Below are 12798 nucleotides of genomic sequence, written 5' to 3'. Positions count from 1 at the left end.
ACTCAGGAGTTTGCGAATGAAGAAAAGAATTCTGGACTATATGAATCAATATCAGATGACGGCGCCGGGAGACGTGGTCTGTATAGGCCTTTCCGGCGGCGCTGATTCTGTGTACCTGCTGCTGGCTCTCCAGGAGCTGGCGGAGAAACTGTCCCTCCGGCTGCAGGCGGTGCATGTCAATCATGGCCTCCGCGGGGAGGAGAGCGACGGGGATCAGGCGTTTGTGGAACAACTTTGCAGAGAGCGGGGAATACCGCTCTTTGTCTATGCCCGTCCGGTGGCTGAGCTGGCGGCGGAGAATCATATGGGGCTGGAGGAGGCCGGACGGATGGTGCGCCGGCAGGCGTATCAGGAATGTCTGGAGCGCCGCGGCGCCACGAAGATCGCCCTGGCCCACCACCAGAACGACATGGCGGAGACTTTGCTCTTCCATCTTGCCAGGGGCACCTCCCTGCCGGGGATGGCGGCGATCCGTCCTGTAAACGGAGCGATTATCCGGCCCCTGCTCTGTATAAGCCGGGAAGAAATAGAGCATGATCTAAACAACAGAGGGATCGTCTGGAGGACAGACAGTACCAATCTGGAGGATGATTATACGCGGAACAGTATCAGGCATCAGATGATACCTTATCTGGAACGGCGCGTAAATGTGCAGACAGTGCGCCACATGGCGGAGGCAGCAGGAGATCTGGAAGCGGCCGGACATTTTCTGCGGGAGGAGGCCCTGAAGCGGATGAAGGAGCTGGTTCTGGATCAGGGGAACCGGCTGATGATTCTGGAGGGCCTTCTCGGAGAACCTGAAATTCTCCAGGGCTATATGATATTAGAATGCCTGCAGAGGCTGGCAGGCGCCAGAAAAAATCTTACCCGCAGCCATGTGTCCATGGTCAGGGGGCTGATGAGCATGCAGACGGGAAAAAGAATCTGTCTGCCCTATGGAATTACGGGGATCAGGGATTACCGTGGAGTCTGCCTGAAGGCAGGCGGCGGGGCCGGGCCAAAGAAGCCGGAGCCGGTACCGCTGCCAGAGGGACTGGTGCCTGTGGGAAGCAGCGCCCGGTTCTGCTTTGGGGAATATGAAGCTGTCTGCGGAATTTATGAGAGAAACGGTGAAAAAATCCCGGAAAAGGCGTATACGAAATGGCTGGACTATGATAAAATAAAAAATAGTTTGGTCATTCGCACCAGAAAACAAGGAGATTTTCTTGTGATTGATAAAAACGGCGGAAGAAAGAAGCTAAAGGATTATATGATCGATCAGAAGATTCCCAGGCAGGAAAGGGATTCCATACCGCTTCTGGCTTCCGGCCCGGAGATTTTCTGGGTGGCCGGACACCGCATCAGCGAAAGCTGCAAAATAGACAATAATACGAGACATGTATTGCACATACAGATAACAGGAGGAAATACACATGAGTGAGAGAATCCGGACGATGATTGAAGAAGAGAGGGTTGCAGCCCGGATCAGGGAACTTGGAGAGGCGATCAGCCAGGAGTATGAAGGAAGAGAAATTCATTTGATTTGTGTTCTGAAGGGCGGCGTATTCTTTATGTGCGAGCTGGCCAAACGGATAACTGTGCCGGTCACCATGGATTTCATGTCGGTATCCAGCTATGGGAGCGGTACCAGCTCCAGCGGGGTAGTGAGAATCGTGAAAGACCTGGATCAGCCGCTGGAAGGGAAGGATGTGCTGATCGTTGAGGATATCATAGATTCCGGCAGGACGCTTGGCTATCTCATAGAAATTTTAAAGAAACGGCATCCGAAAAGCCTGCGTCTGTGCACGCTGCTGGATAAACCGGAACGACGGGTTGTGGGCAATGTGCAGGTGGATTACTGCGGATTTCAGATACCGGATGAATTTGTGGTGGGCTATGGCCTCGATTATGCGCAGAAATACCGGAACCTGCCCTACATAGGGGTAGTGGAGCTCTCATAGAACAGGCATTAGAAGGAGAATAAAGTGAATAAACAGTCAAAAGGATGGGGCACATATGCGATACTGATTGTTGTATTGATCGTCTTGTTTATATATCTGCCCAATGTGATGAGTCAAAGCAAAACCATATCTAACACAGAATACCAGACTCTTCTGGAGACCGGGAAGCTTACAAAGGTCGTCATCGACCAGAACGGAGAGGTGCCGACCGGCGTCGTCCGTTTTGAGACCCAGGACGGTGAAAGCGGGAAAGTGAACGTGCCGGACGTAAAAGAAGCAGCGCAGGAGCTGAAGGACCGGGATGTTGCCTATTCGATGAATAACGTCTCCAAAGACAGCATTTTCCTGACGCTGATACTTCCTGTCATGCTGTGCAGTGTTGTAGTGATTATTTTTATGTCGTTGATGAACCGGTCCGCCGGAGGCGGCGGCACCAATGCTAAAATGATGAATTTCGGCAAAAGCAGGGCCAGGATGTCCACAGATCAGGACAAAAAGGTCATGTTTTCCGATGTGGCGGGACTGATTGAAGAGAAGGAAGATCTGGTGGAAATCGTAGATTTTCTGCGGCATCCCCAGAAGTATATTAAGGTAGGAGCCAGGATTCCGAAAGGAGTGCTTCTGGTAGGCCCTCCCGGAACAGGAAAGACCCTGCTGGCCAAAGCGGTGGCGGGAGAAGCAGGAGTTCCCTTCTTCTCTATCTCAGGTTCAGACTTTGTAGAGATGTTCGTAGGCGTGGGTGCGTCCAGAGTGCGCGACCTGTTCGAAGACGCGAAAAAGAATGCCCCCTGTATTGTGTTTATCGATGAGATCGATGCAGTCGCCAGGAGAAGAGGCACCGGTATGGGCGGCGGACATGACGAGAGGGAACAGACGCTGAACCAGCTGCTGGTGGAGATGGATGGCTTCGGTGTCAACGAAGGGATTATTGTCATGGCGGCCACGAACCGGGTGGATATACTGGATCCGGCTATCCTTCGTCCCGGCCGTTTTGACCGGAGAGTGATGGTGGGTGTTCCGGACGTCCGCGGTCGTGAAGAGATCTTGCGGGTACATGCCAAGGGCAAACCGCTGGGGGATGACGTGGATCTGAGACAGATCGCCCAGACCACAGCCGGATTCACTGGGGCAGAGCTGGAGAACCTTCTGAATGAGGCGGCAATCCATGCGGCCAAGGCAGGCAGAGCCTATCTGCTTCAGGAAGACATCAAGGACGCGTTTATCAAAGTAGGCGTGGGTACGGAAAAGAAAAGCAAGATTATTTCCGATAAAGAAAAGAAGATCACGGCTTATCACGAGGCGGGACATGCCATATTGTTCCATGTACTGCCGGATATGGAACCGGTCTATACAATTTCAGTCATCCCGACAGGCCCCGGGGCCGCCGGATATACGATGCCGCAGCCGGAGAATGACAACATGTTCAACACCAAGGGCAAGATGCTCCAGCATATCACGGTGTGTCTGGGCGGCCGCGTGGCGGAAGAGATGGTCTTTGACGACATCACCACAGGCGCTTCTCAGGATATCAAGCAGGCGACATCTATCGCCCGGGCGATGGTGACGAAATACGGTATGTCTTCCAAGCTGGGTCTGGTCACGTACGGCGACGATTCAGATGAAGTGTTCATCGGCCGCGACTGGGGCCATACCAAGAATTTCAGCGAGAACGTGGCGGCGGCCATTGACGAGGAAGTCAAGGAAATAGTGGAGAGCTGCCACAGCAGGGCCAGAGACGTGATCTCCAAGCACAGATATGTACTGGAAGAATGTGCAAAACAGCTGATTACAAAAGAAAAGTTAAATCGGCAGGAATTTGAGGCAATTTTTGAGCAGGAAGCCGAAGGTCCCGAAGAGTGAAATGACAATCTGCACAAAAAAATATTTCAAATTTTGTGAGATTTGTGCACACTTTTTTGCACTCCTGTGCTACTATAATAACTGTAAAAACCCCCCAATACATTATATAGTTTTTGCTACACCCCATAAGAAGAAATACCTTCTCCAAAAAAGACAGCCGTCGACAAGCTGTCTTTTTTACTTTGTTAAAATAGCTTACCAGGCAGTCAGATATTTGGAGCAATGATAATCTTCACACCTTTTTCAGTTAATGTTTTGTAAATCTCTTTGGGAATACCCGAATCTGTAATAAGAGTGTTACCTTTTTGAAGCTCAAAGAGCTGGAAAAAGCTCCGTTTGTTGAATTTTGTAGAGTCGGCAACAACTATTAAATGCCTGGTTGACTCCAGAACGGCTGAAAACGTCCCGGCCTCAATAATATTATAGTTATATACGATGCCATTTTCATCAATAGAAGCTGCCCCTATGAAAGCGTAATCATAGCGGTAGCTTTTAATCATATTCTCCGCCACATAGCCTACTATGTTCAGGGAGGGCAGCATGACCTGGCCGCCGATTGTGATGACTGTATATTCCGGATTGTTAGCTAAAATCTGGGATACGTGAAGATTGTCGGTGACTAATGTGGTGTTATGCAGAGGAAAACTCATCTGCGTGGCTATGCATACCATAGTAGTTCCCGAGGCAATAAAAATGGAATTGCAGTTTGGACGTGTGCTGAGACTGCGTAAATAGCTGGCGGCAGCGGCTCCCAGGGCAAGCTTTAATTCCTGGTTTTCGTGAAGCCGGGAGTCAAATGAATTGGCATTGAACTGTGAAGGGGCTGCCTGGACCAGAGTGGCCCCGCCGTGATGGCGCAGGACACGTTTTTCATCCTCAAGTATTTTCAGATCCCGCCGGATCGTCATGTCTGATACATTTAATGCGGCGCATAATTCATTAACGCTTGCAGTATTCTTGTTGTTTTTCATATAAGAGATAATCTGATCGGCTCTTGAATTCTTCATACATTTTCAATTCCCTTCTTAATTCATATTTCACAGTAGTTAGATATTTTGCTTCTGCTGAAGAAGAAAGAACACCGTAGAACAAACAAAATATTTATATACTTAAAAAGACTGGCCTGATATTTTCAATATGGATTATTATAACGTTTATTTTGTTAAAAATCAATAGATTCATTTATAATCAAACACAATTCTGTTTGAAATGTTTAAATTTGGAAAGTGAGGCTTAGCAAAATAAACAAAAATTGGGGATTATATTTTGGCAATCATACAAAATAGAGAATAATCAAACAAAAAACGTTGACATAGTGTTTAGAATATGTTTGAATAAACATATGACACAAGGAAACAAACAACAAAGTGACACGCATATATCAGGAGGCTGTATGGATAGAGACTATATAATCAGCATAGATATTGGAACGTCCAGCTGTAAAACTGCCCTGTTTTATAAAGACGGAACAATTGCCGGGATGGCTTCACAGGAACACGGGACTGTCTTCGGGGCCGGTCATGTAGTTGAACAGAGCCCGGAGGAGTGGTGGAAATGCAGCGTTAAAACCATTCGTCAGGTGTTGGGAACGACTGGAGTCCGGCCCAGCCAGATAGGCGTGATTGGAATTGACAGTCACAGCAGTTCAGTCATTCCCGTGTCTGCCGAAGGAAAGGCTTTATATTCGGCAATGATCTGGACAGACAGGAGGGCTATTCAGGAGAAGGAATGGATTGACCGTGAGGTGGGGCAGGAGGTTCTGACACAGATCAATGGCAACAGGAATGATGAATCCAATGCCGCCTGTAAGATTTTATGGCTGAAAAGAAACTGCCCGTCTCTATATCGGGATACATATAAGATACTGAATGCATCCGGTTATATGGTATATCGGATGACAGGTAAATTTTCCAGCAATATTTCAGAAGGTGGACTGTCTCAGCTGTTAGATATTGAAAAGGGGCGGTGGTCTAAGGAGCTTATAGATGCCTGCGGTTTAGATCTGGAGAAACTTCCCGATATCTATCATTGCTATGAGATTGTCGGCGGGATTACGGCAGAGGCGGCCGACCAGACCGGTTTGGAGAGCGGGACGCCAGTTGTGGCAGGAACAATGGATGCTGTGGCCTGTGGGCTGGGGTGCGGTATTACGAAAAAAGGTGACGCTTACATTACAGGGGGAACGGTTACGGCCCTGGGCGTATGCACAGATAAGCCTCTGAAAAACGGCACGGTGCATGTCTATCACCATATTGTCCCGGGAGCCTGGTGCAACATGGCCGGAGTGGATTATGGAGGGGGTAACTACCGGTGGTTCCGGGACACATTTATGGAACACACAGACACAGGCGAGGCTTATGAAACAATGAACCGTATGGCGGAATCTGTACCGCCGGGAGCTGAAAAATTACTTTTTCTGCCCACCACGGTTGGACAGAGATGTCCCCAGTGGGATGGCCTGATGCGGGGAGTTTTCCTGGGAGTTGCGCCGGTACACACAAAGGCACATTTTGTCCGTGCGATCATGGAAGGAAATGCTTTTGCGGTCCGGGAGATCATGGAACTAATGGAGGAGCTGGGGGCGGAAGTTAAGAATCTTATGATTGCGGGAGGGATAGCGAGAAGCAGGATATGGATGGAAATATTTGAGAATATTCTGGAGCGTCCCCTTTACGTGGCAAAATTTGAAGAAGCCACCGTTCTGGGAAATATGCTGAATGCGGCGTATGGCGTGGGGCTGCTGGAAGATTTTCATAAAGCCAGAGATTACTGCAGGTTTCAGGAGCTGCCGCCGGATCAGGAACAGAGTGAAAAATATCAGCGTCTGTTTGAAGTTTACAAGAAGATGTATCCGGCGTTGAAGGAACGTTTCAGAGAGCTGTCAGAGCTGGATATCTGAGGAAAGACATGCAAATGTAATAAAGGAGGACAATATTAAGATGACATCGAGAGAGAGGGTTCAGTGTGTGCTTGAGCACAGGAAGCCTGACAGAGTAGTGGTTGATCTGGGATCTACAGCATCCGGTATGACTAATCTCACATTCCAGAGGGTAAAAAAATATTTTGGCATTACGGGTGGGGATATATTGGTACGGCCCGATGAAAGCTCAGCCTGGTATAACGATCAGCTGACGGAAAAAATGGGAAGCGATTTTAAACATGTATTTTTGCTGCCGCCGGACGGCTATGATCCTCTGAAAGACGGGGGTGATGTAATCGTTACGGAATGGGGGCTGCAGAAGACCTTAAAACAAGGGCTGTGGCAATGCAGCAGCAATCCTCTGAAGGATGCAGATATAGAAGACATAGATGCCTATAGCTGGCCGGACCCCTATGCGCCCGGAAGGGACAGGGGACTCAGGGAAAGGGCGGAATATCTGTATCATTACACTGACTATGCGATTGCGGCACGGGCGGTTTCACACGGGTTTTTTGAGTTGGCCTGGGAATTGCGCGGTATGGAGAATTTATTGATGGATATGCTGATTGACAAGGATTTTGCCAATCGGTTAATGGATAAGATCCTGGAAATCCAGATTGGCTTTTATGACGTGCTTCTGAGTGCCTGTGGAGAATACCTGCAGGTAGTGGAAACCGGCGATGACTATGGTACCCAGAGGGGACCGATCATGTCGCCGGAGCTGTTCTGGGAGATGATCGTCCCGAGGAGGAAAAAGCTGAATGATTTTATACGGTCAAAAGCGCCTCAGGCCAAGATTTTCCATCATACCTGCGGGTCTGTGTACAGGCTGCTGGATGGACTGATTGAATCCGGAGTAGATATTCTAAACCCGGTGCAGCCGAGTGCGGCAGATATGGATACTGCCCGGCTGCAGAGGGAGTATGGAGACCGTCTGATCTTTCACGGAGGGATTGATGAGCAGACAGCGCTGATCGGGAATACGGAAAGGCTTAAGGAGGAAATGAGAGAGAGAATTTCAACACTGGGCAGGGAGGGTATCTATATCATAGCGCCCACAAGCAACTTCCAGGATGATATGCCGCTTGAAAATATAGTAAATTTCGCGGCCTATGCGAAGGAAATAGGACAATATTGAGGAAAGGTATGGGAGGATTCAGATGATTACAATTGAAGAAAAGAAATATCTCCGGGAATTGGCGAAAAAACTCCGCGATCTGGCACAGGATGAAAAGTGGAGACAGAGAGAGCAGGACTGGATTGATTTATATAATCATAAGAGCAGGCGGACCCTGATTTATTCGTTTGTGTTTGATGACGCCTGGCTGGAAATACTCCATCCTTCCAAAACCTTGCGCGTAAAAGATCCTATGTTCCGAAAAATTGAATTTGATATTATTAAGCGGATATACAGGGCAGAGCATTTTGCATGCGATACCGTTCTGTATCCTGACCTGTATGTGCCGATTGAATACAGGTTCAGCGATTGGGCGGATAATTTTGTAAAGCCGTATGGAGCGGCAGTGGAGGGGGAACTGCGGACTACGGCCGTCTACCATCCTGTCCTGGAGACAACGGCGGATATTAAGAAGCTTAGAAAACCAAAACTGGAATATCTGGACTGGAAAAAAACGGATGAGAACTACGAGGCGGTTAGCGATGTTTTTGGAGAGCTTCTGCCGGTACATAAGGGCTGCCCGTTTATCGGTTCCACAGATTTCCGAGTGTTTGGATGGGGGCTTAGCATTATTGATGTGCTGTGTGAGCTTCGGGGATTGGAGCAGGTATTTTATGATATCTATGAGGAACCGGAATTCCTGCATGAGGTACTTTCATTTATGCAGGAGGGTTATCTGGATTATATTGATACGATGGAAAAGGAGCACCTGTTTGTTCTGAATAACAATGGATATTATCATTCATTGTCAGGAGGCGAAGCAAGCCCTGTCGGAGAAAATGGGCTGGGAATTACAGACAGGCTGCCCGGAAAAGATTTTGATCCCCAAAATGTGAAAGCAAAGGATTTATGGGGGTATATGCAGGAGCAAGAGTTTACGGCGGTAGGGGCAGATGCCAGGTATGAATTCGCCATAAAATATCAAAAAGCTATTTCAGAACGATTTGGCGCGGTGACATATGGATGCTGTGAGAATAATGATTTTAATTATGACAATATCACAGAGAATATCTCGAATCTGGAAGTGGTTTCAGTTCCCTATGTGTCAGATATCCGGATTGCAGCCGAACGTCTAAAAGATTATGTGATGGCATGGCGGCCGCTGCAGACGCCGGTTAGCAGCTTTAATGAAGAGGAATTCCGGAGAAAAACCATGGAACACATGGAAATTATGAAGGATAACAATGCGGTATACTGGTGCGGCGCCCCGCTGACACTGGAGGGACATCCGGAATACATTGATAAAACCACAAAAATTGTGAGAGAATGCGCTGAATATTATGCAAGGCGTTGAATAGGCCGCCAGATTTACTATTCACAGTAACACGGCAGACAAAAGAAACGGGGGTATGTACAGAATGAAACATGATTTTTTCAGCCTGAAAAATAAAGTGGCGATCGTGACAGGAGGCAATCAGGGGATTGGCAAAGTGGTGGCTGGATATCTGGCCGACGCAGGAGCGGATGTGGTGATTTTCGACCTGATTGACGCTACGGCGGTCGCGGAAGAAATCGCTGAAGAATATGGTGTCCGGACAGCGGCGTTTGTGTGCAACGTGACAGATCCGGAAGCGGTAGAGTCGGAAATCCAAGCGGCGGCCGACAAGATGGGGACTCTGGATCTATTATTTAATAATGCCGGTATCTGTCTGCACAAGGAGGCGCTGTACTGTACTCCGGACGACTGGCTGAAGGTAGTAAATGTAAATCTGAACGGCATTTTCTTTATGGCTCAGGCCTTTGGAAAATACCTGGTGAGTCATCATAAGACAGGAAATATCGTAAATACGGCTTCCATGTCCGGGACGATTGTGAATATCCCCCAGGGACAGGCCTCCTATAATTCATCGAAAGCCGGGGTTGCGCATTTGACAAAATCACTGGCTGTTGAATGGGCGGACAAGGGTATCCGCGTCAATTCCATCAGTCCGGGATATATCAGAACAGAGATGACGGGAACGGTTCGGGAAGACTGGCAGGAATACTGGATCAGCACGATACCCTTTAAAAGGATGGGGACGCCGGAAGAGCTGGCGGGGGCAGTCATCTATCTGCTGTCGGATGCGTCTACTTATACTTCGGGATTGGATATGATCATAGACGGTTGCTTCACAATTGTATAGAATTGGATGTTCAACAGCGGTTGCTGAACATAATAGATTAAGGAGGAAGAGAAATGAAAAAAAGGGTAGTAAGTTTATTGGTGTGTGCGTGTATCTGCGCCGCTATGCTGGCGGGGTGCGGAGATAAGCCGTCAGACAATGCCGGGAGCACGGCTGCGGAGCCGAAGAGTGAGAGTGCGGCTTCATCCGGCTCCAGCGCGGGTACAAGCAGCCAGCCGGAGAAAGCAGATGCAGAAAAGTCAGATATTAAAATTGGATTTGCCATGAAGACACTGGACAATTCATATTTTGTTTCATTGGTGGGCGCAGTGGAAGAGCTGGCCGCTGCGGAAGGATGGGAGTGTACAACCCTGAATGCCAATATGGATTCTACAAAAGAAGCGGAGAACATGGAAACTTTCATTACACAGGGTATGGATTTGATTTTCCTGGACAGTGTGGATCCCACCGCCTGTGTTCCCAGCATTAATGCCGCAGCAGAAGCGGATATTCCGGTTGTAAACCTGGACAGCGGTGTTGCGGAGTGCGAGCAGTGTACAACTATCTATGCGGATAACTATCAGAACGGGCGCATGGTTGGCCTGGCCTATGGAAAAGCAGTGCCGGCGGATCAGGAAATCATTGGAGTCATGATCAGTTCTCTGAAAGGGAATGTGGCCTGTACAGAGAGACGTACTGGTCTGTATTGTGGAATTCTGGAGTCCAGAATCGGGTGTACGGAGGAGGAAGCCTGGGAACTGGCAGAGACTTTTGAGAATGAAGTGGCTAATTCCGGAAAGGCAACCAATGAGGATGCCAAATTTACAGTCCGGGGACAGGGCTGGGGCGATGCGACAAGACAGCAGGCTCTGGAAGCTTCGGAGGATCTGATCACAGCGAATAAGGATCTTACCTGTGTGCTGGGGGACGCTTCTGAAAATCTTTTGGGAGCTAAAATGGCACTTGAAAATGCCGGCATTGAGGGCGTGGATCTGGTTTGCGCATCTGATGGGCCTATGGAGGTACTGGATCTGATCAAAGCAGGAGAGTTCTTCGGAACAGGTGAAAATTCTCCCTGGATGGTTTCTGCAAAGGGCATTGAAGTCGCAAAAGAAATATTGATTGACGGTAAAGACTGGAGAAGCTATCCGGAAGTAATACGGACAGAAGCAATTGCGATAACTAAAGAGAATGTGGAAGAGCGTTACGAATTTGGGTATTAAAACCACAGGCTTATGATATGGCGCCCCCTGTCTGAGGGGCGCCATATCATACAGGCAGCTGCAGGATAGGGGAATTATATATGCAGGAAAATTATATGTTAGAGATGAGACACATCACAAAACGCTTTGGAGGGGTAAAGGCCCTGACAGATATGAACCTTCTGGTGAAGAAGGGTGAGGTTCACGCGCTGATCGGTGAAAATGGCGCCGGAAAATCTACGCTTATGAAGATTTTATCCGGTGCCTATCAGATGGATGAGGGCGAAATTATACTGGACGGGCAGAAGGTAAAGCTACAGTCTCCAAAGGATGCCAAAAATTTGGGAATAACCGTTATCTATCAGGAATTTATGCTGGCGCCGGATCTGACTGTTGCGGAAAATATTTATATAGATAAACTGGCTGCAGGTAAATTCATGATTAACTGGAAGGAATTGGGTAGAAAGACAAAGGAACAGCTGGTGCGCCTGGGATTTAGCTCGATTGACCCGAACGCGAAGGTTGGCAGCCTGAGTGTTGCCTATCAGCAGGTAGTGGAAATCTGTAAATGTCTGACCAGGAATATGAAGATACTGGTCCTGGACGAGCCGACAGCAGTTCTGACATTCAGCGAAATAGAAAAATTATTCGGTATTATCAATAAACTGAAGGCGGAGGGTATCAGTATCATTTATATCTCTCACCGCCTGGAAGAGATTTTCCGGCTGAGTGACCGGATTACAGTATTAAAAGACGGATGCTACGTGGATACGGTAGATACGAAGAGCATAGATAAGGAAAAGCTTGTGACTATGATGGTAGGCCGTGAGCTTACACAGATGTTTCCGCCCAGGAACAGCAAAATAGGAGAAGAGGTTTTGCGGGTGGAGAATTTAAACGCAGGACGGCAGGTGAGAAATATAAGCTTTCATGTGCGTGCCGGAGAGATACTTGGTTTCAGCGGGTTGGTGGGATCGGGAAGAACGGAGACGATGAGGGCTATTTTTGGCGTTGACAAAAAAGAGTCAGGGGAGATTTTATATTTTGGAAAACCCGTGTCATTTAAGGACCCCCATGACGCCATACGGCACGGCTTCGGAATGCTTCCGGAGGACAGAAAAAAGCAGGGCTTAATGCTTGAGCAGAGTATCCGGGTCAACACAACACTTGCTTCCATGAAAAAAGTGACAAATTCTTTTGGAATGATTAATCACAGAAAAGAAAAAGAATATGTGAAAAAACTTCTTGGGAGCGTGTCGGCGAAGTATTATTCGGAGGAAGACAATGCCAATAGCCTGAGCGGCGGCAACCAGCAAAAGATCGCGCTGGCAAAATGGATATCTGCCGATTGTAAATGTGTTGTTTTTGATGAACCTACCCGGGGCGTTGACGTGGGGGCGAAGACGGAGATTTATAAAATCATAAACGCGCTTGCGGAAAATGGCATTGCGGTAATTGTTATTTCTTCAGAAATGCAGGAAATTATAGGCTTATGCGACCGTGCGGTGATCATGCGCCAGGGAGAGGTAACCGGGGAATTAACAAAGGAAGAATTTAATGAAAATAATCTGATAAAATATGCGATGGGGATATAAGC

10 protein-coding genes are annotated in these 12798 nt (G+C 48.2%); 9 read left to right on the top strand and 1 reads right to left on the bottom strand.

What is annotated here, in order from left to right; all coding sequences use genetic code 11:
* Nucleotides 1-16 precede the first annotated feature (16 nt).
* From tilS to ftsH, 3 genes are read left to right on the top strand one after another with little or no spacing between them, the layout of a single operon-like run.
* The gene (tilS, locus tag H9Q79_RS11275; protein ID WP_249328316.1) at nt 17-1420 is read left to right on the top strand and encodes a tRNA lysidine(34) synthetase TilS; all 1404 of its coding nucleotides are present in this window, start codon (nt 17-19) and stop codon (nt 1418-1420) included.
* Nucleotides 1413-1940: a hypoxanthine phosphoribosyltransferase gene (hpt, locus tag H9Q79_RS11270; RefSeq protein ID WP_118642896.1), complete on the top strand. Its 528-nt coding sequence runs from the start codon at nt 1413-1415 to the stop codon at nt 1938-1940. Before tilS ends, hpt begins: the two co-directional genes overlap by 8 nt.
* A 24-nt stretch (nt 1941-1964) precedes the next feature.
* A complete protein-coding gene (gene ftsH, locus H9Q79_RS11265; RefSeq protein ID WP_249328315.1) occupies nt 1965-3800 on the top strand; it encodes an ATP-dependent zinc metalloprotease FtsH in 1836 nt (611 codons plus the stop codon).
* A 206-nt stretch (nt 3801-4006) separates the two neighbouring features.
* Here ftsH and H9Q79_RS11260 read toward each other — a convergent pair whose 3' ends face one another.
* Complete coding sequence (locus H9Q79_RS11260; RefSeq protein ID WP_118642898.1) at nt 4007-4807, bottom strand: DeoR/GlpR family DNA-binding transcription regulator; 801 nt, start codon at nt 4805-4807, stop codon at nt 4007-4009.
* Between the two features lie 386 nt (nt 4808-5193).
* On the opposite strand from H9Q79_RS11260, the gene H9Q79_RS11255 reads away from it, so the two are divergent.
* The 6 genes from H9Q79_RS11255 (at nt 5194) to H9Q79_RS11230 (ending at nt 12796) form a co-directional block, all read left to right on the top strand.
* Complete coding sequence (locus H9Q79_RS11255) at nt 5194-6699, top strand: xylulokinase (RefSeq protein WP_249328314.1); 1506 nt, start codon at nt 5194-5196, stop codon at nt 6697-6699.
* Nucleotides 6700-6739: 40 nt separating this feature from the next.
* A complete protein-coding gene (locus H9Q79_RS11250; RefSeq protein WP_118642902.1) occupies nt 6740-7858 on the top strand; it encodes a uroporphyrinogen decarboxylase family protein in 1119 nt (372 codons plus the stop codon).
* 22 nt (nt 7859-7880) lie between these two features.
* The gene (locus H9Q79_RS11245) at nt 7881-9191 is read left to right on the top strand and encodes a hypothetical protein (protein WP_118642904.1); all 1311 of its coding nucleotides are present in this window, start codon (nt 7881-7883) and stop codon (nt 9189-9191) included.
* Between the two features lie 64 nt (nt 9192-9255).
* Nucleotides 9256-10020: an SDR family oxidoreductase gene (locus H9Q79_RS11240; protein ID WP_249328313.1), complete on the top strand. Its 765-nt coding sequence runs from the start codon at nt 9256-9258 to the stop codon at nt 10018-10020.
* Nucleotides 10021-10073: 53 nt separating this feature from the next.
* Complete coding sequence (locus tag H9Q79_RS11235; RefSeq protein WP_249328312.1) at nt 10074-11222, top strand: substrate-binding domain-containing protein; 1149 nt, start codon at nt 10074-10076, stop codon at nt 11220-11222.
* Between the two features lie 95 nt (nt 11223-11317).
* The gene (locus tag H9Q79_RS11230; RefSeq protein WP_249328311.1) at nt 11318-12796 is read left to right on the top strand and encodes a sugar ABC transporter ATP-binding protein; all 1479 of its coding nucleotides are present in this window, start codon (nt 11318-11320) and stop codon (nt 12794-12796) included.
* The last annotated feature ends 2 nt before the right edge of the window (nt 12797-12798 follow it).

Source organism: Wansuia hejianensis, from assembly GCF_014337215.1.
Classification (GTDB): domain Bacteria; phylum Bacillota; class Clostridia; order Lachnospirales; family Lachnospiraceae; genus Scatomonas; species Scatomonas hejianensis.
The sequence above is the reverse complement of the archived record's forward strand: the minus strand, read 5'-3'. Positions and strand labels throughout refer to the sequence as shown.

Coding starts and splice junctions, on each gene's coding strand:
- tilS (WP_249328316.1), top strand. CDS start 17: ATGAAGAAAAGAATTCTGGACTATATGAATCAATATCAGATGACGGCG.
- hpt (WP_118642896.1), top strand. CDS start 1,413: ATGAGTGAGAGAATCCGGACGATGATTGAAGAAGAGAGGGTTGCAGCC.
- H9Q79_RS11260 (WP_118642898.1), bottom strand. CDS start 4,807: ATGAAGAATTCAAGAGCCGATCAGATTATCTCTTATATGAAAAACAAC.
- H9Q79_RS11255 (WP_249328314.1), top strand. CDS start 5,194: ATGGATAGAGACTATATAATCAGCATAGATATTGGAACGTCCAGCTGT.
- H9Q79_RS11250 (WP_118642902.1), top strand. CDS start 6,740: ATGACATCGAGAGAGAGGGTTCAGTGTGTGCTTGAGCACAGGAAGCCT.
- H9Q79_RS11245 (WP_118642904.1), top strand. CDS start 7,881: ATGATTACAATTGAAGAAAAGAAATATCTCCGGGAATTGGCGAAAAAA.
- H9Q79_RS11240 (WP_249328313.1), top strand. CDS start 9,256: ATGAAACATGATTTTTTCAGCCTGAAAAATAAAGTGGCGATCGTGACA.
- H9Q79_RS11235 (WP_249328312.1), top strand. CDS start 10,074: ATGAAAAAAAGGGTAGTAAGTTTATTGGTGTGTGCGTGTATCTGCGCC.
- H9Q79_RS11230 (WP_249328311.1), top strand. CDS start 11,318: ATGTTAGAGATGAGACACATCACAAAACGCTTTGGAGGGGTAAAGGCC.